Here is a 20,432-nt window from a genome sequence, read left to right as displayed (position 1 = left end):
TCCGCCCATCATGCCATAAGGCAGCCGAAGTGGCTTTATTCACCCGCCACGCCCTCGCATCCCGTTGAAAAATCGCCGACTCGCGCCGTTTTTGGGTTGCACCAGGGTGGGTAGATGCCCCGAAACGGGGCCTCATTTCATACCAGAAACATAACAAATCGATAAAAAAGTTCCGGATGAGGCAGGCAAACACACAAATATGTGACACAGGGCCAATAAGTGATGATAAGGTGTCATTTTTGTCAGTTTTTGTGATCGAGGCCCCGATGTTGCTCAATGTGTTGCTGATCCTGCTGCCGCTCGTGATCGGCTATCTGGTACCCCTCTCCTCCGCCCGTTTGATCAAGCTGGTCAATCAATCGCTGGGCAAGATGGTCTATCTCATCTTGTTCCTGATGGGGCTGGGGCTCGCCTACGTGGAGAACCTGGGCAGCAACCTGGCGGTGATCTTCAAGGTGGCCGGCGTCATGCTTGCCGCCATTACCCTGTGCAACCTGCTGGCCCTCTGGTGGCTGGACCGGCGCTCCCCCCCTACGCATGAAGCCAGCGACGGCCAGATGCCGAGCAAGCTGCACCTGCTGTGGGAGTCGCTGCAGCTCTGCTTCGTGGTGCTGGGCGGCGTCTTGCTGGGGCTGCTGGTGGACCTGCGCGCTCTGCCCATCGACAAGTGGAGCGAGTGGGCCCTGATGCTGCTGCTGTTTCTCATCGGGGTACAGATGCGCAACTCCGGCATGCGGCTGCGCCAGATCCTGCTCAACCCCTGGGGCATGAAGATCGCCGCCACCGTCATCGTCAGCAGCTGGTTCGGCAGCCTGCTGGCCGCCCAGTTGCTCGGCATGCCACTGGCCCACGGCCTGGCCCTCAGCTCCAGCTTCGGCTGGTATTCGCTCTCCGGCATCCTGGTGGCCGACAAGCTGGGGCCGGTACTGGGCTCCGCCGCCTTCATCAACGATCTGGGGCGCGAGCTCATCGCCATCCTGATCATTCCGGTGCTGATGCGCCGCCACCCCTCCGCCGCCATCGGTTATGGCGGCGCCACCGCGCTCGACTTCACCCTGCCGGTGATCCAGAAATCCGGCGGCATCCAGGTGGTGCCGGTGGCCATCGTTTCCGGCTTTATCCTGAGCCTGCTCGGCCCCATCCTGATCCTGGGCTTCCTGGCCATCTGATCTCGACCCGCTGACCGACCCACGGTCAACAACAACAAGCCCGGCACTGCTGCCGGGCTTGTTGTTTAAAAGAGGGGTGGCCTGACATCACGGATTCCCCATCAATTCCGATATTCAGCTGCGCCAGCGGCCGCCGCTCATCACCCGCTCGATGGTGAGCGTGTCGGGGTCGATCAGCAGCAGATCCGCATCCTGCCCCACCGCCAGCGTGCCCTTGGCCGCCAACCCCAACGCCCTGGCCGGATTGGCCGTCACCACTGCCAGCGCCACCTCCAGTGCGATCCCCTTGCTGCAGCTCTCCACCAGTGCCTGCCACAGGCTGCCTATCTGGCCGCAGCGCAGCTCGATGAGACGCCCCTCACCATCGAAGCGCGGCAGGCTGGCATTGGCGTCCGAGCTGAAGCTGATACGCTCGGCAGGTACCCCGGCCGCCAGCAGCGCCACCAGGGCGTCGGCCGCCAGCAACTCACCATCGTCCAGCAGGTCCGGGAAGCTCGAGGTGGTGAGATCGATCCAGCCGCCAGCCCGGCCCCACTCGATAGCCTCGGCAAACAGCCAGGGATTGCGGTTGCAGTGGGTGGGGTAGAGCTGGCGCAGCGGGATGTCTGTGCCATCGCGCAGGACCCGCAGCGGCGCCAGCGCCCCGCGCCCGTCCCCCAGATGAAAGAAGCTCACCCCGCTCTTGCCCGCGAGCAACCCGGCCACCCGCGCCTCGCTCACCAGGCGGGCCAGCTCGTGGTGGGTCGGTGCGCTGGATCTGTGATCGCTGATGGCCACCTCCCCCACCCCCAGCACCTCGGGGATGAGCATGATGTCCGATTCCACCGTACCGGTGAGGGTCTTGACCGGCAGATGGTAGGAGCCGGTATACATGAAGGCGCTCACCCCGGCGGCGCGAAACTCGCGCACCTTGCCGAGCACCTGGGCCGGGCTGCGGGTCAGGCTGTCGGTACCAAGCGCCGCCACCAGGGTGGTGACCCCGGCGCTCAGCGCCTCCCTTGCCGAGAGCTCTGGTGTGCGAAAACCAAAGCCCCCCTCGCCGCCACCGCCGGTGATGTGGGCCAGCGGATCCACCAACCCGGGCACCAGATAGCGGCCGCGAGCGTCCACCCGCGTCAGCGGCCAGTCGGCGGGGAGAGACAATCCCTGCCCGAGCCAGGCGATGCGGCCATCGGCCACCAGCAGATCCTGGCGGCCAAGCGGGGTCGGACCATAGAGTTCGGCCCCTTCGATCAGGGTCAACATGCGGCATGCTCCTCGTGAGGTTGATGTGCGCCGTCAAGCGGCAGCCATGCTGCACTCTACCCAGCCGACGGTCAGGGAGGGAAGCACTTCCTCACGGCCAGGCGGCCGTTTTCATAGGCAAGGGCCGCCGGATCCGCTAGGCTCAGCGGCAATCCCTTTGGCTGGTTCCCCCTCCATGAACTATCTGGCCCACCTGCATCTGGCAGCCCATACCCACAGCTCCCTTACCGGCAACCTGCTGGGGGATTTCGTCAAGGGCGCCCTGCCCACCGGCCTCGCCGCACCGTTTGACGAGGGGATCTGGCTGCACCGCAAGATAGACGCCTTCACCGACGGCCACCCCGAGCACAGGGCGGCGGTGGCCTGCTTCGAGGCCCCCTGGCGCCGCTTTGGCGGTATCCTGGTGGACATGCTCTACGATCACTGGCTCAGCCTGCACTGGCCGCAGTTTCATAACGAAGCCCTGCCCCGCTTCCTGCAGCAGAGCTACGGGCGTCTGCTGGCGGATGCCCCCCAGCTGCCGGAGGGGCTCCCCCTACCTCTCAAACGAATGGCAGAGCAAGACTGGATCGCCTCCTATCAGCGCAAAGAGGGACTGGCGCAGGCCCTCAACGGCATAGGTCGCCGGCTGCGCCGCCCGCAGCCTCTGGGAGAAGCACTCACGACCCTGGACGCGACCCGCTGGCAGCAGTGCGAAGAGGGCTTTCTGCGCTTCTACCCCCAGCTGATGCAGTTCAGCGTGCAGCAGCTGGCCCACTATCGTGGCGGGGATGAACGGCCGCAGCCATGAGTACCCCGCAGTATGACGACAAACATACACTCTCTTTCGCTCCCCGTACTTCACGGGAGCGTATCTCCGGTTGAGCTGGGGTAAGGAATATTTGCTTGGCAATGACCCTTGATGGAGAAGATTTCATTCATTGAATATATATTTTCATATATCGCTCTGGCTGCAACAAATCAACGCCAATGAAGGCCCCACATAAATGATGTTACACCAGTTCTGGCTGATATTATTTTTCATCTATTTCCATCTAAAAACGTCTGTCGAACGCCGCCGCTATTATCCACGGCCTCCAGAATAATAAGAAAGTCATTGACTAGCCAGTATTAATTATTACCCTCACGACAATGGATATGCTTCATTTAAAACCCACTGACATATTCATTGTGAGAATAATATTCTCGATATCTGTCAATTATAAGATTTTACAATAGCGATTAAAACCTGGAGAATTATGATAATGGAGATCAGGCATTCAACATTATGGGTGGCCGTCAGTGCCATGCTTCCATTGATGGCGCATGCAGCCACCCCGCTGGATATAGATGCTCGCTGGAAACAGGAAGCCGTCATTACCCACCCGGATCATGCGCGCTACCCAAATACGGCAGCGGTAATTCAACAACAGCGCAAGAATATTTTCGACTGGCGTACCCAACACCTGCAAGTTGGCATGTCTTCGATAAGCGGAGAAGATGAGCTGATGACCAGCCCATTCTATATCTGCGAAATAGAATCGCTCTACAATATTCCGGGTGGCGCAGCCATCACCTCGGATATCATGGGCCCGGGTAATCAGCTCCCTCCTGCCACAAGCTGCACCAGGCGGGTAGCCAGAACCATCGCAGATAAAATACCTGACATGGACCCAAATAGCGGTTGGGAGCTCCTCAAATTCAATCTTGGCTACAAGATGCAGCATTATGCCAATGCGAAGTCCGCCTGGTCAGCCGATGGAGATGATGCATTTTCAACCAATCAATATCCCTACCTCATCCTCTACAACCGGATGACGGCAAAACTGCGGGTGATGGGATATTTCCCCGGTTACACCATAGGCACCGGCGTTGCGGTGACGCTCTCCACCACTGGCAAATCCAAGCTCTTTGACAGCAACCAGAGCGCGGATGCCCGATTCTACTCCAGCAGCAAAACCGGCTTTGGCGCCATCAATAACGCGCAGGATGGTGGCTGGGGGGTGACCGACTTCCAGGTGAATCTGGATCCCTGTTCCGCCGGTTCAGATGAAATTGACTTGAACATCAAGATCAGTCCAAAAGCGATCGCCAATGTTGAACTGTATGGGCATGCCACCGGTATCTCGCAGAATATCACCGACGAGGGTATCGGCGATCCGGCGGCCTATCTGATGGATGTCTCGGGTAGCTTGAGCGACAACCTGGAACAGGCCGGCAATTATACCGTCAGCAATCTCTCCGACCTGCAGAATGTCTTCGGCGGCATCAACGACTCCGCCACCTCCAATGCCGTGGCCAGCGATGCCCTGGGGGCCGCTGGCGACTTTCTGGGCGGCATGATGGAGTTGGCTCCGGGGGGAAGCAGTGTAACGGCAAGCTTCAAGGCACTGGCTGGCACCCTGTCTGGCGTGGGATCCATCTTCGGAACACAGGCGGCGGCCGTGCCCGGCTACAGCCCAATCATTCCACAAATCTCCTTCTCGGAGGTGTATTTGCGGGGTGAAACGACCTCCTCAGATCCTGGCATCACGGTCAAACTGAAAATGCCGGGCAGTTTGTCCACCGCCTGGCAAGATTTTGGCGAAAATGGTGCCAGTGATATCTCGTTCCCGCTCTATGATGAGCCCATGGGCTTGTTCACCCTGTTGACCACCCCGAAGGTCCGTGTCGACAAGACCTATAGCGATCGCTCCAGCTCCCAGGGATACAAGCTGGTCACCACCTTCATCCCCTCCAACGTCGTGCTGGCAAGCAATGCCAAGTCGGGCTTGACCATGAGTGGCTGGAACACGACCGAGAATACCGGCGTCAATCTCACCGGGAGATTGAAGATCAAATATCTGGTCAGTGCGGATGTCACCCCGCAGTTCACCAACCTTCACGATATAGACGGCAATAATGACAGCTTCTCCTATGCCGCTATGTCTACCAATGGCAGCAGTTCCAAGCTGTATACGGTAGTCACCGATGACGTGCCCTTGATGTATTTGTACGACCGCTTGAACAGCAAGCGCCCGAGCATTTCATTCAAGGGGGGAAAAGGGGTTGTGGATAGCATCTCCCTGATCGTCACGGCGAAGAATAATTCCGCCACCCTCCATGACAATATCTTGAATAAAGACATTGCCATGGTGAATAAAACGGACGCCGAGGGGAAATTCGTTCCCTATTATTTGACCATGAAAGAGTATCCCGCCACCTTGAGTTATACCAAGGACACGCTGGATCCGGATAGCGATGCCAAGCGCCTGATAAATTCAGGACAACTGGGCAATGTGACGCTGACTCCCAAGCAAGGTCTTGATATTCGTCTCGGTGCACCATCAAGTCAGGTCACCATAAAGAACTATTGCGCGGCAGAAGGGGAATATAACAAGCCCCATGAGGTCAGAAGCGATGGCACCTATGCCATCTATGCCGATGAAGACATGGCTTATTATACCTATGATCCCAAACAAGTCAGTCAGTCTCAAAACGACTACCTAACTCTCGGCGCCGATGGTGCTTACAATCCTGCCATGACCTGGGGATTTCTCTCATTCAACCTGGGTGAATATGTTGCCAAATATGGCAACAGAAAACCGAGCTCGGTTTCATTGAGAATTGAGCAGTACGATCCCGGCACCGTATATATTTCCAGTTACTGGAGTTACTACTTCTTCAGCGCCAACGCCTCAACCTGGGCGATGCGACAAAACAGCTGGAAAGAGTACCGGCCCAAGTTCAGCGATCAAATCACCTACTCCAGTGAACAGGTGGCCTGGGTTGATGTCACTGACTTGTTCAATGCCGCCCTGGACAGGGCAAAAACGGGGAGTGGCGATACCTATGAACAGCCAAGATTGAGCTTCACGCTCGATCCCGGTTATGCCAGTTTCTACGATAAATATGTCTATACCTCGGAGGCAACCCCGGCCAAAGCGCCCCAGCTGACCATTCATTTCTAAGCGAGCGGCAAGCGCAGCCAAGGCCACTTTGGCCATAAAAAAGTCCCTGCCAAAGCAGGGACTTTTTATTTGGATGCGCGCTCTGCATTGTGGTCGCAGCGACAACCCCAAGCCGTTCTTCCCCCGTCAACCTGGGTGCAAAGTCAGCGGTCGGCATCCTTTTTCTTGCGAATGCTTAAACCCAGCTCGCGGCCGCGCAGGCGGGCGTAATAAATGGTGCCGATGAAGGCGAGCACGGTGAACAGCAGCTCCACCACCGCCAGCCACCGCTCCCCCTCATCCGTGGTGATCAGGGTCAGGGCGTGCAGGAAGTAGGGCATCAGCACGAAGTTGCCCCAGGCGTGGGTGTAGGGATTGCCCTGCACTATCCCCTTGAGCGGAAACAGCAGCGGCACAGTCCAGATCACCGGCAACAGCCAGGGGTTGAGGTCGGGATGGGGCGAGAGCCACAGATGCCACAGCAGCACCCAGCCCAGCAGGCCGAAAAAGCCGACCAGGGTTAGCAGACGGGCGAAGCGGGTGCTCACTTGAGGATCTCCAGCACCTGCTCGGGCGGGCGGCCGATGCGGGCCTGGCCGTTCTTGATGACGATGGGGCGCTCGATGAGCTTGGGATTCTGGTGCATGGCGCGAATGAGGGCGTCGCCGCTCACCTCGTCAAGCCCCAGCTCCTTGTAGAGATCTTCCTTGGTGCGCATCAGCTGACGCGGATCACTGAATCCCAGCTGGCTCAGCAGGGTGCGGATCTCTTCCTCGCTCGGGGCCTGCTCCAGATAGAGCACCACATTCGGGGCGATCCCGTGCTGTTCCAGCAAGGCCAGGGTTTCACGGCTCTTGGAGCAGCGCGGATTGTGGTAGATTTGGGTCTCGCTCATGATAACTCCCTGATTAATCGCAAGATGGGACAAGAAACGGCGCTATTGTAGGGGAAACTGATGGTCAGGGTAAGCGCGAGAGTGCAGGAATTGAAACGAATTTGTTGGCTGATTGTGGCTGGCCTGCTGACGGCCTGCAGCCCGGCCCCCCAGTTCACCGACAGCAAGAACCTGCCGGTGGCCCTGGCCGACTTTGCCGGCAAGCCGCTGTTGGTCAACTACTTCGCCCTCTGGTGCGCCCCTTGCCTGCGGGAGCTGCCGCTGCTGGAGGCGCTGGCGCAGGAGGGAGAGATCGCCGTGGTGATGGTCAACTACGACCCGACCACACCGGCCGAGCTTCGCAAACTGGCCGGGCAGTACCACATCAGGGTGCCGCTGCTCGTCCCCCGGCAGGAGGCGAGCCTCCCCTTCCCTCGCCCCGCCGGGCTGCCCACCAGCTATCTGCTCGATGGCAAAGGAAACCTCCTGCAGAGCCTGGTGGGGGAGCTCACCCCATCGCGGGTAGAGGCCCTCAGGACCTCCGTCAAGCCGGCTGGCCACTGAGCGCCCAAACCCTTGCGAAAAAGCCAGTCGGCTGGCGTTCCCGCCATTCTCTTTGTCATCATAAAACAACAAGGGCGCACCGAGGTGCGCCCTTGTTGTGGGTGAAAGCCGCTGGCCTGTCAGCCCTTGAGGCTGTCGAGATCCTTCTTGGCCCGCTCCAGCTCGGTGATCCGTGCCTCAAGCCTTGCCAAGGTCAACTTGTCGTTGGTGGTGCCGCGCGCCACGATCAGTTCGTCGATGGCCGCCTGGTAGTCACCGCGCAGGGAGAGCATCTCGGCGCGCGCCATGTGCAGCTCGGTCATCCTGCCCGCCTTGCGATAGGCATCGGAGAGCAGGCTCCAGGCCAGGTTGTTCTCTTCGTGCTCGCGGGCATAGGGGTCGAGAATGGCGATGGACTTCTTGTAGTTGCCCCCTTCCAGGTAGGCGTTGCCGAGGTTCACCACCACCACCTCGTTGTCCGGCATGCGGGTGCGGAATTTCTCGAGCCGGGCGATGGCCTGGGCGCTGCGCCCCTTGGCCAAGTCGATGTCGGTGAGGGCATCCACCACGAACAGATCTTCCGGGTGGCGAGTCGCCAGCTCCTGCATCAGGGCGTCAGCCTCGTCGGTGCGCTTGAGCTGCAGCAGCGCCAGCGCCTTGCCGTAGATGGCCGCATCCTTGAGAGGGTAGTCCCCCTTCTGCAACCGGTTGTCGAAATAGGTGAGCAGGGCCTGCGGGCTCTCGGTGCCAAAACGCACCTGGATGCGCACCTTGGCCAGCCAGAAGTCGAGGCTCGGCGGCAGATTGCGACGGCCATAACTGCCCGCCCGGGCGCGCGCCTCGCTGATCCGGGTCTCCGGCAGCGGGTGAGTCAGCAGCATTTCAGGCGGCTTGCTGGCGTAGCGATACTCGGCCGCCAGCTTTTGGAAGAAGTTGGCCATGCCCATGGGATCGAAACCGGCGTCATACAGCGTTTTCATGCCGATCCGATCCGCTTCGTATTCGTTGTCGCGGGTGTAGTTGATGGCCGACTGCATGGAGAGACCCAGCGTGGTCTGCAGCGCGGCGATCCCCGCGGTGGGGTTGATCACCGCCAGCGCAATGGAACCCACCAGGCCGGCCAGGGTCATGGCGGAGCTGCTCGCCTGCGCTTCCATATAGCGGGCGATGTGGCGCTGGGTCACGTGGGTGATTTCGTGGGCCAGTACCGAGGCGAGCTCGCTCTCGCTGTCGGCATAGAGAAACAGGCCGGTGTGCACCTTGACCCGCCCGCCGAGGAAGGCGGCCGCGTTGATGCTGGGGTCGTTGATGAGGAAGAAGGTGAACGGGAAGCGCACCCCGTCGGCGTTGGAGAGCAGCCGCTGTCCCAGATCGTCGATGTACTGGCTCAACACGGGATCATCGATGATCGGCAAGCCGGCCCGGGCAAAGCGCATGAAGGCGTTGCCGTAGCGCACCTCCTGCTCGATGGGCAGGGCGGCCACCCCGGCGGTGCCGATGTCGGGAAGCTGGTTGCTGGCCTGGGCATGGAAAGTGGCGCCCATCAGGGAAGCCAGCAGGGGGAGCGATGCCATCAGGGGGGAAAAGCGTGCCACGTTATCTCTATCTCCAATCAGACCCTACCGGGACACCGGCAGAATACCCTTGCCCATCAAGGGCTACAAGCGTTGTTTCGCGCTCTCATCACGGCCATAATAGCCGCCATCACGCGCGATGGAGCCTCCATGGAATACCTCGACCTGACCCCCTGGCGTTGCCCCGAGCCGCTGATCCGGCTCAAGCTCTGGTTGCGCCAGGCCAAAACCGGTCAAGCCCTCGCCATCCGGCTGGCCGATGCCGGCTCCCGGCAGGACATTCCCGCCTATCTGCAGCGCCAGGGTCACCCCTTCACCTTGCAGGAAGCGCCGGACAATACCCTCTCTTTGCAGTTGGTGGTCGGGGCCAGGCACCACAGCCAGCCCCAGTAACGTAAAGGATGTCGCCATGTTAGAAGTCATCAAGCGCTGGTATCAGACCCGCTTCTCCGATCCCGATGCCGTCACCCTGTTTCTGCTGCTGGCGGCCTGTTTCGCCGTGCTCTGGCTGTTTGGCGATCTGCTGGCGCCACTGTTGGTCGCGCTGGTGATGGCCTACCTGCTGGAGTGGCCGGTGAGCCGGCTGCAGCGGGCCGGACTCTCCCGCACCCTGGCCACCAGCCTCATCCTGCTGCTGTTCATCGCCCTCACCGCCATGGCGTTTCTCGGCCTCATCCCGACCCTGGCAAGCCAGGGGCTGAACCTGGCCAAGGAGTCCCCGGCCATGCTCTCCCATGCCCAGGACTATGTGCGCACCCTGCCGGAGCAGTACCCCGAGCTGGTCGATGTCAGCCTGGTGGAGACCGTCATCGACAACATGCGCCAGCGTATCCTGAGCGGGGGCGAGCAGCTGGTGACCGCCTCCCTCGGCTCCCTCATCAACGTGGTGGCCATCCTCATCTACGCCATCCTGGTGCCCTTGATGGTGTTCTTCATGCTCAAGGACAAAGAGATATTGATGGGGGGGCTGCGCCGCTTCCTGCCGCGCAACCGCACCCTGGTCAACCGGGTCTGGGTGGAGATGAACGAGCAGATCCTCAACTACATCCGCGGCAAGGTGATCGAGATCCTCATCGTCGGGGTGGCGACCTATATCCCATTCGCCCTGATGGGGCTGCGCTACTCGGCGCTGCTGGCGGTGGCGGTGGGCTTCTCGGTGCTGATCCCCTACATAGGTGCCGCCGCGGTGACGGTGCCGGTAGCCATGGTGGCCCTGTTCCAGTGGGGGCTGACCCCCGAGTTCACCTGGCTGATGGTGGCCTATCTGGTGATCCAGGCCCTCGACGGTAATCTGCTGGTTCCTCTGCTCTTCTCCGAGGCGGTCAACCTGCATCCGGTGGCCATCATCGTTGCCGTGCTGGTGTTTGGCGGCCTGTGGGGCTTCTGGGGGGTCTTCTTCGCCATCCCCCTCGCCACCCTGGTCAAGGCGGTGCTCAATGCCTGGCCCAAGCGCGAAGAGCTGCCCGCCGTGCCCAAATAATGCGATAGTCGTGCCTGGCCATCGATGACAACGGAGTGTCCATGAAGATATTGCAAATGCTCACACGGACGGGGCTGGCGGCCCTGCTCCTGACCACCCTGCCGGCCCGGGCCGATCTCGATATCGGGGCGCTCAGCGCCTTCTCCAGCGACAGCCCCGACAGCCCCATTCCCAAGGGGTTGGTGCTGGGCGGGGCCGTCATCGGCGGTCAGGCCCGCTACCAGCACCAGGATGACACCCTGCTGCCGATCCCGGGTGCCCTCTACTTTGGCGACAACCTCATGTACCTGGGGGATCGGGCCCGCTACTACCTGAGCCGCAATGGCGGCCTCTCCACCTACGCCTTCGGCCGGATGCGCTTTGGCAATCTGGATCCGGACGATGATCCCTTCCTGCACGGCCTCGACAAGCGCAAAGGTGAGTTCGAAGCCGGGATCGGGGCCGATCTCATCACCCCCTATGCCCTCTGGAGCGTGCGGGCCACCAGCGACGTGACCGGCACCAGCAATGGCCAGGAGCTGATGCTGTGGGCCAACTTCCCCATCATTCGCGGCCCGCTGCTGCTGATGCCGGGGGCCGGCGTCATGCTGCGCAGCCACAACCTGGCCAACTACTACTTCGGCGGTGTCTCGCAAGACGAAGCGAGGGCGGACAGGCCGGCGTGGAACACCGGCACCACCCTCTCCCCCATGGTCTCCCTCATCGGCAGCTATCGCTTCAACGCCAACTGGATCGGCGGCTTTGGCATCAACTACGAGCGCTATGACGGCGACATCGCGGACAGCCCCCTCGTCCAGCATCAGGGGGAACTCTATGCCGGGCTGGGGCTCGGCTATATCTGGTAACGCCCAGACCACACCCGCACCAAAGAGAAAAGGAGCCCATGGCTCCTTTTCTTGTTATCCGGCAGAGAACACTGTCACAGGCGGGCCAGAAACTCGGCCAGCGCGTCGTTGACGAAGGCGGGGTTCTCCAGCGAGGCGATGTGGCCGGCCGCCGGGATCTCCTTGAACGGGCAGCCCAGCACCTCGGCCATCAGGTAGCCTTCCAGCACAGGGCGGGCCTTGTCCTGGCAACCCGTCATCACCAGCGCGGGCAGCCTCATCTCTTCAAGCCACTCGATGCGATCTTCGCGGGTCACGAAGCTGCGACCCACCGCCACCATGGCGGCCACCTTGTCGGCCGGCCAGGCGGCGAGGCGCGCCTTGAAACCGCTCATCAGATTGGCATCCGGCTGATCGGCAAAGAACAGCGGCGCCACCTGCTCGACGATGGGAGCCGGGATGGTGCCAAGCTGCTCGATCATGGCCAGCATGCCGAGGTAGCGCTCGCAGGTGATCTGGGGCTCAAGGCCGACGAAGCTGTCCATCAACACCAGCCCCTTGAGGCGCGCAGGCACCATGCGCGCCAGCTCCACGCCCCACATGCCGCCGATGGAGAGACCCACCAGCACGAACTCGTCGATGCCGAGCGCATCGAGCAGGGCCAGCTGGTCGCGGGCCAGGGTCGCCAGGGTGCAGCCCCCCTCTGGCAGCGCATCGGAATCACCGTGGCCCCATAGCTCGGGCACTATGCAACGGTACTGCCCCTTGAGGGCCTCCACCTGGGGCGCCCACATGGCGCTGTCCCACAGGTAGCTGTGACCAAACAGCACGACCGGGCCCTGCCCCTCGTCCAGATAGGCCATCTGGCGGCCTGCTATCTCCATAACTTGCTTCATGTTTTCTCCTGTTGCCAACAGCCGGTGATGAGACGGCAGTGCAAATCGCCATCACTGGCGTCATGTTTTTTCTATTGCCTGCCGGCGGCTCGTGAGGCGGCAGTGTAACACGACCCCCTTGGCAGTGACGCCCGCCTGGTGCAATCTGGAAAGGACTCAATAAGGAGACAATTATGCCGAAGGACAAGAGCAAGAAGCGCCCGCGCCTGAACAAGAAGACCTACGAGCACCACCTGGCCCATCTGCAGGAGGAGCTGGTCAAGCTGCAGGAGTGGGTCAAGCAGGAGGGGCTGAAGGTGGTGGTGCTGTTCGAGGGGCGCGACGCCGCCGGCAAGGGGGGCGTGATCAAGGCGATCACCGAGCCACTCAACCCCCGGGTCTGCCGGGTCACCGCCCTGCCAGCGCCCTCTGACCGGGAGCGCTCCCAGTGGTACTTTCAGCGCTACGTGACCCACCTGCCCGCCGCCGGCGAGATGGTGCTGTTCGACCGCTCCTGGTACAACCGGGCCGGGGTCGAGCGGGTGATGGGCTTTTGCAGCGACAACGAGTATCGCGAGTTTCTGCGCGCCTGCCCCGAGTTCGAGCGGATGCTGACTCGCTCAGGGATCACCCTCATCAAGTACTGGTTCTCGGTCAGCGACGAGGAGCAGGAGAAGCGCTTCAAGGAGCGGATCAACACCCCCATCAAACGCTGGAAGTTCAGCCCGATGGATCTGCAGTCCCGCTCCCGCTGGGTGGAGTACTCCCGCGCCAAGGACGACATGTTTACCTACACCGACACCGAGGATTGCCCCTGGTTCGTGGTGGAGGCGGACGACAAGCGCCGAGCCCGCCTCAACTGCATCTCTCACCTGCTGGGCAAGGTGCCCTACGAGGCGATCCACTACGAGCCCATCACCCTGCCCCCCATCAACACCGAGGGTTACGAGCGCCCGCCGCTCACCAGCCAGCACTTCGTGCCGGACATTACCGCCGCGCTCGAGGCCTGAGCACTGCCACCTCGCCTGCCGTGCTCGCCAAACGGCAGGCAATAAAAAGCCGGTCTTGCGACCGGCAAAAAGGCATTGAATATAAAGAAAAGGAAACCTCGGCAGCCGCCCCTTGTCAGGTGCGGATGTATTTGGCCGTGCGCGGGAAGGCTTGCTCCTTGGCATCGAACAGGTAGCAGGCCTCGGCCGGAATGCCGACGCTGTACTGCTGGCCGGTGGCCACGTCCACGTCGGAGCTCGCCTTGACGGTGAAGTCGTGGCCCGCCACGTCCATGTAGACGAAGGATTCGGCCCCCAGGTGTTCAGCCACCTGCACCACCCCGCTCACGCGGCTGTCGGCATGGGCGTGATCGAGCGGCACCAGGTGCTCGGGACGAATGCCCAGCTCCACCTTGTCGCCAACCGCGCCGCGGCGGGCATCGACCCGCACCCGCACGCTATCGCCCGTGGTCAGCTTGACCAGGCACTCCTGCTCGCCAATCTCCACCAGCTCGCCCGCCAGGAAGTTCATCTTGGGGGAACCGATGAAGCCCGCCACGAACTTGTTGTCCGGGTTGTGGTAGAGCTCGAGCGGGGTGCCGAACTGTTCCAGGTTGGTGGTCGCATCCGCCTTGAGCGGGCTCAGTACCACGATGCGGTTGGCCAGGGTCATGGCCTCCACCTGGTCGTGGGTCACGTAGATGATGGTGGAGTTGAGCTCCTTGTGCAGCTTGGCGATCTCGATGCGCATCTTGACCCGCAGGGCGGCGTCGAGGTTCGACAGCGGCTCGTCAAACAGGAACACCTGCGGCTGCTGGACGATGGAGCGACCGATGGCGACCCGCTGGCGCTGACCGCCGGAGAGCGCCTTGGGCTTGCGGTCCAGCAGCGGCTCGAGACCCAGGATCTCGGCGGCGCGCATCACCCGCTTGTGGATGTTCTCCTTGTCCATCTTCTTGAGCTTGAGGCCGAAGGCCATGTTCTCGTAGATGTTCATGTGCGGGTAGAGGGCGTAGGACTGGAACACCATGCCCACGTTGCGCTCCACTGGCGGCACGTCGTTCATGTAGCGCCCACCGATGGTCAGCTCGCCGCTGGTGATGTCTTCCAGACCGGCGATCATCCGCAGCAAGGTGGACTTGCCGCAACCGGACGGGCCGACGAAGACGATGAACTCCCCTTCCTTGATGGCCAGGTTGATATTGCGCAGGGTGTCCTTGTGGACAGCCGGGTCGTAATTTTTGCGAACGTTGTTGAGTACTACTTCAGCCATGTCGAGCTCCGCTCTTGAATCTTTGCAAATCGTGATGGCGGGGGGAGTCGGCTCCCCCGGCCATGAACCGTTAACCTTTCACGCCGCCGGCAGTGAGACCACCCACCAGCCAGCGCTGGGCGAGCAGGAAGACGACCGTGATGGGGAAGCCCGACAGCACGGCGGCCGCGGCGAAGTCACCCCACAGGTAGTTCTGCGGATAGAGGTACTGCTGGGCCCCGACCGCCAGGGTCAGATTGTTCACATCCTGCAGCAGGATGGAGGCCATGGGCACCTCGGTGATGGAACCGATGAAGGCCAGGATGAACACCACCGCCAGGATGGGCACCGACAGCGGCAGCAGGATCAACCGGAATGCCTGCCACGGGGTGGCACCGTCGATGGCCGCCGCCTCTTCCAGGGAGGAGTCGATGGTCTCGAAGTAGCCCTTGATGGTCCAGACGTGCAGGGCGATGCCGCCCATGTAGGCTAGGATCAGGCCGCCGTGGGTGTTGAGACCCAGCCAGGGGATGTAGTCACCAATCTTGTTGAACAGCGCATAGATGGCCACCAGTGCCAGCACCGCCGGGAACATCTGGAAGATCAGCATGCCCTGCAGGATGGTGGACTTGCCACGGAACCGCAGGCGGGCGAAGGCGTAGGCACAGGTAGTGGAGAGCACCACTATCATCAGGGCGGTGATGCCCGCGATCTTGATGGAGTTCCACAACCAGGTCAGCACCGGGAACGGCGGCGGCGTGATGCTGCCGTCGGCGTTGGTGATGGACATGCCCAGCGCCAGCTTCCAGTGATCCAGGGTTGGGTTGGAGGGGATGATCTCCCCTACCGCGAAGTTGCCGTTTCTAAACGAGATGGCGATGACCATGATCAGCGGGAAGATGATCAGTGCCAGGAAGCCCCACATCACCAGGTGGGTTGCCCACACCCGGTATTTGACTGATTTGGGTTGTACGATTGCCATGTTGAAGCCTCCTTACAGTTGCTTGTCGGCTTTGGACAATTTCAGGTTGAGCAAGGCCAGCGCACCCACGATGAGGAAGATGGCGGTGGCGATAGCACTGGCCAGACCGTAGTCCTGACCACCCGAGCCCTGGAACGCGATCCGGTAGGTGTAGCTCACCAGCAGGTCGGTGGTACCGGCCGGAGTGCTGGCGCCAATGATGTCCGGCGCCCCGTTGGTCAACAACTGGATAAGCACGAAGTTGTTGAAGTTGAACGCGAACGAGGCAATCAACAGGGGCGTCAGCGGCTTCATCAGGAGCGGTACTGTGATCTTGAAGAAGTTCTGCACCGGACCGGCACCGTCCATGGCGGACGCCTCATAGAGATCTTCCGGAATGGCTTTGAGCAGGCCCATGCAGAGGATCATCATGTAGGGGTAGCCAAGCCAGGTGTTGACGATGAGGATCATCACCTTGGCCAGGAAGGGGTTGGTATACCAGTCCGGCTTGATGCCGAACGCCGCTTCCAGGAACAGGTTGATCTCGCCGAAGTTCTGGTTGAACAAGCCCTTGAACACCAGGATGGAGATGAACGCCGGGATGGCATAGGGCAGGATCAGCATGACCCGGTAGAAACCGCGCCCCTTGAGAGACTCCCACTGCACCAGACAGGCCAGCACCATGCCGATGGCCAGGGTGAAGCCCACCGAACAGGCGGAGAAGATCACGGTCCAGACGAAGATCTGCAGGAACGGCGCCTGGATACCCGGATCGGTGACGATGCGGGCGAAGTTCTTCCAGCCCACGCTCACCACGAAACCGGGCGCCACGCTCTTGCCGACAAACTGGCCCTGCTCGTCGATGTATTGATAGAAGCCGGTGTCGCCGTTGGGCAGCATCAGCTCGCCGCTCTGATTGTCACGCAGCAGGTTGCTGTCTTTGATCACCACCCCGGACTTGAGCACGGCACCGTCCAGCAGACGAGTGTACTGCTGCTTCTGGGCGGCGAACTTGCGCAGGCTGCTCAGGGTCAGGTGGGTTCCGCCATCCGGCAGCACCAGATCGAGTGCGCTCAGATGGGTGCGGTGATCGACGATGGCCCGGATGGGCGCCACCTGGTCCACGGCCTCACCGGCCAGGGGTTGCAGCTGAACAACTTGTACCTTGTCATGAACCCTGCCCTCGCGGACAGCCAGTTCACGGGCCTTGTTGTTCATCAGGGTAACGGGTTGACTGATAAAGGATTGGTCGTCCTGTTTCAGCAGCAGCTGAAACTGATTGTTCTCACCACCCAGGAGGGTGAAATCGAATTCACCGCCCGCCACCTTATAGGTTTTTTTCAGATGGTAATCCCGCGCCTGCTCGATGGAGAGCAGGTTGGATCCCGAATAGTTGGTGAAGGCGATGCCGATCGTGTAGGCAAGAGGGAAGATGATAAAAACAACCATGCCAGCCACACCGGGGAAGATATAGCGGTGGGCATAGGTCTTCTTGTTCATGAAGACATACAGACCGACGGAGACCACCACCAGATCAAGCAGAGCGAATACCCACTCACCGCTGGCGTACATCATCACGGCTGCATAACCGTTGAGGATGGCTACCAGGGCAGCAATGGTCCACTTAAGCCAGGTGTGCTTATCCTTCGGACCGGCATAGGATTCGATAGAAGGTACTACTTCCATGCCAATTAACCTTTATAACGCCAAGAGAGATTTGAGAGAGTGGGAGGCCGTTGCGGCCTCCCGGGTAGTGCGTGCTTACTGAACGATACGCTTGGCAGCGGTATCCAGGGCTTCGTCAACGCTCTGACGGCCGGAGGTCACGTTCTTGAGGGCAGTTTCGAAGGAGGACCAGAAACGGCTCATTTCAGGCACGGACGGCATCGGCTCGCCATTCTGGGCGTTCACCATGGTGGCCTTGATGTGCGGATCCGCTTCCAGGGTCTTCTGGAAGGACTTCAGCGCCACGGCGCCCAGCGGCTTGTCGGCGTTGACCGGAGCCAGACCGGCGTCGGTCAGCAGGTAGTTTTCCAGGAACTCGATGGCCAGATCCTTGTTCGGGCTGGCGGCGTTGATGGTGGCACCCAGCACGCCGACGAAGGCCTTGGCCGGTTTACCCTTCAGGGTCGGCAGGGAGGCGACGCCGTACTTGATGCCGCTCTTGTCCAGGTTGCTCCAGGCCCAGGGACCGTTGATCATCATGGCCACTTCGCCCTTGTTGAACTTGGCGTCCATCACACCGTAGTCGATGCCTTTTTCCAGGTGACCGGACTTGATCATCTCGGAGATGTAGCCGACACCGGCCTTGGCACCCGCGTTGTTCACGCCGGTGTCTTTCACGTCATAACCGGTAGCGGTCTTCTTGAAGGCGTAGCCACCGTTGGCAGCCACCAGCGGGTAGCTGAAGTAGGGGGTGTCATAGGCCCACATGATGGCGCGCTTGCCGCTCTTCTTCAGGGTCTCGTCAATCTTGGCGATCTCTTCGAAGGTCTTCGGCGGCTCCGGCAGCAGATCCTTGTTGTAGATCAGGCTGACGGCTTCGACGGCAACCGGATAACCGTAGGTCTTGCCATCAACGGTCATGGCATCCCAGGCGAACTGTTCAAACTTGGCTTTGGTGGCGGCATTCGGGGTCACGGGGACCAGCAGACCGGCCTTGACCCACTCACCGTAACGGTCGTGAGCCCAGAAGAAGATGTCCGGGCCGTTGCCGGTGGCAGCGGCTTGCTGGAATTTCACTTCCACCTGATCAGGGTGAGCAACCGTCACCTTGATGCCGGTTTCGGCTTCAAATTTCTTACCTACTTCGGCCAGACCATTGTATCCCTTGTCACCGTTGATCCAGATGGTCAGTTGGCCTTCGTCAATGGCGGCAGTGGCAGAGCAAGCCACACCCAGAGTAGCCAGACCGATCAGGGATGACAGCAATTTCTTTTTCATGAGCCTTTCCTTGTATTAGTTCCGCGCTGCAAGAGCATTGTGTGCGAGATGAATATTATCCCAAGCCGTTACCGCCTCACATGACGCAACTCGCATTTTTGAAACGCAATTACGTATTTTCTTCCGGAAAGTTCTGAAAACATTTTCTTATTTCAGGGGGTTAACGCCATTTATTGGCATATTTATCGCCAAATTAAGAAATTAAATTACCAAAGAGAAATAAATAAACATGAATGAAAGGGTTTTCACCTCATTGAAAACCCTTTCACAGGGATTATTCTGTTTAATTTGTTAACAAATCACCGAGTTGGTTTCGCTGCCACCTACCCCGTTAAATAAAAAGACACCGCAGCAGGCTACGGTGTCTTTTTGCCAAAAGTGGAAAGCAGATCACATTACGACTGGCGCAACAGCTGATCCTTGAGGTTGGGCGGCACCCCCTTGATGGTCAGGGTATCGGTCTGGGGATCGTAGAAAATCCGGCTGTTGAGCAGCTTCTGCTCGAAGCTCAACGTCAGCCCGCCACCGGAGCCGACGAACTTGGTTAGCCCGCGCAGGGTGGAGCGATCGGCCGGGAAGCGCTCTTCCAGCTCGTACTCCTGACCGATGAAGCTGTAAAAATCGAGGTCGCCCTCCCCTGCTTCTTTTGACGAGAGCTCTGCCGACAGCTCCCTGATCTCGATCTCTTCACCGGCGCTGGCCTGCTCGGTGCAATATTTGAAGACCTGTTTCTTGTAGTCGTTGCGCTCGGCCGGTTCGAGCTGGCGGCTGTCGCAATAGTCGTCCACCGCCTGCAGCAGCCCCTTGTTCTGGATCTTGGCATCCATCCCCTCGCGGGCACCCAGCAGATCCATAAAAAAATCACCCAGCTTGCGACCGACCCGGCCCTTGCTGAAGGTGATGTAACGGCGCGAATCAGCCTGGGTTTTCCATTCGGTGAGATCGATGCGGGCCACCAGGTTCAATTTGCCGATATCCAGATACTGGATATGGCGCAGCTCCAGCGCCTCGCTGACGGTGACGCTCTCCTTGCCCTCCAGCAGGGCGATCATCAGATAATCCACACCCACGTAGTTGTATTTGGCAAACAGCAGCACCCCCTGCTCGTCGAGGGCGTGCTCCACCAGCTGCTTGACCAGCAGCTGGGTCATCTCCACCGAGAAGGGAACGAATTCGAGCTGCTCGTCCAGCAGCTTTTCCAGCGCGATGCGAAACAGGGGAGAGGGCTGCTTGGGGGCATCCTCCCCCTCCGCCAGCTCGGCGACGGCGGCCTCGGGGTCGGCGAAGAAGCCGAAGCCCTTGCCCCCCTTGCCGTTGTAAATGCGGTGCAGCTCCGCCATCAGCCCCTGTACCGCCTCATCGGCAGGCAGAAGCTGGCTGCGGGTGTCGGCGTGAGGTTGACCATCGCCGCCCTGGCGCAGGGAGTGAAGAATGATCTTGTCGATATCGAGACTCATGTCACAAAGCCATAGTGTTAGCCGAAAGGGTGAAGTATTATAAGGCGCTTTGAACCGAGATGAACCCAAGATTATGCCCATCGTATCAAAGTACAATAACGAGCAGTTTGACGCCCTGATGAACGACCTGATCACCGCCCTGGAGAAGCACAAGGCGCCGGTGGACCTCAGTCTGATGGTGCTCGGCAACCTGACCACCAACATCATCAATGGCATGGCCCCGGCCCAGCGTCAGGCGATCACCGAGAAATTCATCCAGGCGCTCACCGCCTCGGTCGATCATCGCCACGATGCTCATTGAGTCTCTTCGCATTCTTTGATGTTTTTCAAGCAGATGG

19 protein-coding genes are annotated in these 20,432 nt (G+C 60.3%); 9 read left to right on the top strand and 10 right to left on the bottom strand.

The features are described from left to right. The first annotated feature begins 266 nt into the window (after positions 1-266). A complete protein-coding gene (locus I6L33_RS13130) occupies positions 267-1,169 on the top strand; it encodes a lysine exporter LysO family protein (RefSeq protein WP_216974131.1) in 903 nt (300 codons plus the stop codon). A gap of 114 nt (positions 1,170-1,283) precedes the next feature. On the opposite strand, the gene iadA is transcribed toward I6L33_RS13130, so the two are convergent. Continuing rightward, a complete protein-coding gene (gene iadA / locus I6L33_RS13125; RefSeq protein ID WP_216972669.1) occupies positions 1,284-2,414 on the bottom strand; it encodes a beta-aspartyl-peptidase in 1,131 nt (376 codons plus the stop codon). A 175-nt stretch (positions 2,415-2,589) separates the two neighbouring features. Here iadA and I6L33_RS13120 point away from each other — a divergent pair, with 175 nt between their 5' ends. Together I6L33_RS13120 and I6L33_RS13115 are read left to right on the top strand one after the other, a co-directional pair. Beyond that, a complete protein-coding gene (locus I6L33_RS13120; protein WP_216972668.1) occupies positions 2,590-3,204 on the top strand; it encodes an ACP phosphodiesterase in 615 nt (204 codons plus the stop codon). A gap of 856 nt (positions 3,205-4,060) precedes the next feature. Next, on the top strand, positions 4,061-6,343 hold the full coding sequence (locus I6L33_RS13115; protein WP_216974130.1) for a hypothetical protein: 2,283 nt from the start codon (positions 4,061-4,063) through the stop codon (positions 6,341-6,343). Positions 6,344-6,486: 143 nt separating this feature from the next. Here I6L33_RS13115 and I6L33_RS13110 read toward each other — a convergent pair whose 3' ends face one another. Both I6L33_RS13110 and arsC read right to left on the bottom strand, forming a co-directional pair. Further along, positions 6,487-6,870 carry a DUF2069 domain-containing protein gene (locus I6L33_RS13110; protein ID WP_017784473.1) on the bottom strand — a complete coding sequence of 128 codons (384 nt, stop codon included), beginning with the start codon at positions 6,868-6,870 and terminating at the stop codon, positions 6,487-6,489. Further along, positions 6,867-7,217: an arsenate reductase (glutaredoxin) gene (arsC, locus tag I6L33_RS13105; protein ID WP_216972667.1), complete on the bottom strand. Its 351-nt coding sequence runs from the start codon at positions 7,215-7,217 to the stop codon at positions 6,867-6,869. The genes I6L33_RS13110 and arsC overlap by 4 nt, the downstream gene beginning before the upstream one ends. A 60-nt stretch (positions 7,218-7,277) precedes the next feature. On the opposite strand from arsC, the gene I6L33_RS13100 reads away from it, so the two are divergent. Continuing rightward, complete coding sequence (locus tag I6L33_RS13100) at positions 7,278-7,760, top strand: TlpA disulfide reductase family protein (RefSeq protein ID WP_216972666.1); 483 nt, start codon at positions 7,278-7,280, stop codon at positions 7,758-7,760. A gap of 119 nt (positions 7,761-7,879) precedes the next feature. Here the strand turns inward: I6L33_RS13100 and I6L33_RS13095 are convergent, their stop codons facing one another. After that, a complete protein-coding gene (locus tag I6L33_RS13095; RefSeq protein WP_010634365.1) occupies positions 7,880-9,334 on the bottom strand; it encodes a M48 family metalloprotease in 1,455 nt (484 codons plus the stop codon). A gap of 129 nt (positions 9,335-9,463) precedes the next feature. Between I6L33_RS13095 and I6L33_RS13090 the strand changes: the two genes are divergently transcribed. From I6L33_RS13090 to I6L33_RS13080, 3 genes are read left to right on the top strand one after another with little or no spacing between them, the layout of a single operon-like run. Next, on the top strand, positions 9,464-9,706 hold the full coding sequence (locus tag I6L33_RS13090; RefSeq protein WP_017779381.1) for a sulfurtransferase TusA family protein: 243 nt from the start codon (positions 9,464-9,466) through the stop codon (positions 9,704-9,706). Positions 9,707-9,722: 16 nt separating this feature from the next. Then, positions 9,723-10,793 carry an AI-2E family transporter gene (locus I6L33_RS13085; protein ID WP_017786655.1) on the top strand — a complete coding sequence of 357 codons (1,071 nt, stop codon included), beginning with the start codon at positions 9,723-9,725 and terminating at the stop codon, positions 10,791-10,793. Between the two features lie 56 nt (positions 10,794-10,849). After that, positions 10,850-11,638 carry a MipA/OmpV family protein gene (locus I6L33_RS13080; protein WP_010634368.1) on the top strand — a complete coding sequence of 263 codons (789 nt, stop codon included), beginning with the start codon at positions 10,850-10,852 and terminating at the stop codon, positions 11,636-11,638. Positions 11,639-11,712: 74 nt separating this feature from the next. Here the strand turns inward: I6L33_RS13080 and I6L33_RS13075 are convergent, their stop codons facing one another. Next, on the bottom strand, positions 11,713-12,513 hold the full coding sequence (locus tag I6L33_RS13075; protein WP_216972665.1) for an alpha/beta fold hydrolase: 801 nt from the start codon (positions 12,511-12,513) through the stop codon (positions 11,713-11,715). Positions 12,514-12,686: 173 nt separating this feature from the next. On the opposite strand from I6L33_RS13075, the gene ppk2 reads away from it, so the two are divergent. Next, positions 12,687-13,502, top strand: a complete 816-nt coding sequence (gene ppk2, locus I6L33_RS13070) for a polyphosphate kinase 2 (protein WP_216972664.1) — start codon at positions 12,687-12,689, stop codon at positions 13,500-13,502. 115 nt (positions 13,503-13,617) lie between these two features. On the opposite strand, the gene I6L33_RS13065 is transcribed toward ppk2, so the two are convergent. The 5 genes from I6L33_RS13065 to yejK all read right to left on the bottom strand — a co-directional run bounded on the left by I6L33_RS13065 (position 13,618) and on the right by yejK (position 20,094). After that, positions 13,618-14,754: an ABC transporter ATP-binding protein gene (locus I6L33_RS13065; protein WP_005299602.1), complete on the bottom strand. Its 1,137-nt coding sequence runs from the start codon at positions 14,752-14,754 to the stop codon at positions 13,618-13,620. Positions 14,755-14,824: 70 nt separating this feature from the next. After that, positions 14,825-15,715 carry a maltose ABC transporter permease MalG gene (malG, locus tag I6L33_RS13060; RefSeq protein WP_005299600.1) on the bottom strand — a complete coding sequence of 297 codons (891 nt, stop codon included), beginning with the start codon at positions 15,713-15,715 and terminating at the stop codon, positions 14,825-14,827. 12 nt (positions 15,716-15,727) lie between these two features. Next, complete coding sequence (malF, locus tag I6L33_RS13055) at positions 15,728-17,380, bottom strand: maltose ABC transporter permease MalF (protein ID WP_005299595.1); 1,653 nt, start codon at positions 17,378-17,380, stop codon at positions 15,728-15,730. A 75-nt stretch (positions 17,381-17,455) separates the two neighbouring features. Continuing rightward, positions 17,456-18,637, bottom strand: coding sequence for a maltose/maltodextrin ABC transporter substrate-binding protein MalE (malE, locus tag I6L33_RS13050; RefSeq protein WP_005299593.1), 1,182 nt, complete (start codon positions 18,635-18,637; stop codon positions 17,456-17,458). 395 nt (positions 18,638-19,032) lie between these two features. Beyond that, positions 19,033-20,094, bottom strand: coding sequence for a nucleoid-associated protein YejK (gene yejK / locus I6L33_RS13045; protein WP_010634372.1), 1,062 nt, complete (start codon positions 20,092-20,094; stop codon positions 19,033-19,035). Positions 20,095-20,167: 73 nt separating this feature from the next. On the opposite strand from yejK, the gene I6L33_RS13040 reads away from it, so the two are divergent. Further along, positions 20,168-20,395, top strand: coding sequence for a YejL family protein (locus I6L33_RS13040; protein ID WP_005299589.1), 228 nt, complete (start codon positions 20,168-20,170; stop codon positions 20,393-20,395). Positions 20,396-20,432 lie beyond the last annotated feature (37 nt).

Origin of the sequence: Aeromonas sp. FDAARGOS 1403 (assembly GCF_019047325.1) — a bacterium.
Taxonomy (GTDB): Bacteria; Pseudomonadota; Gammaproteobacteria; order Enterobacterales; family Aeromonadaceae; genus Aeromonas; species Aeromonas dhakensis.
Note: the sequence above shows the minus strand (reverse complement) of the source record. Positions and strands in the feature narration are given on the sequence as shown.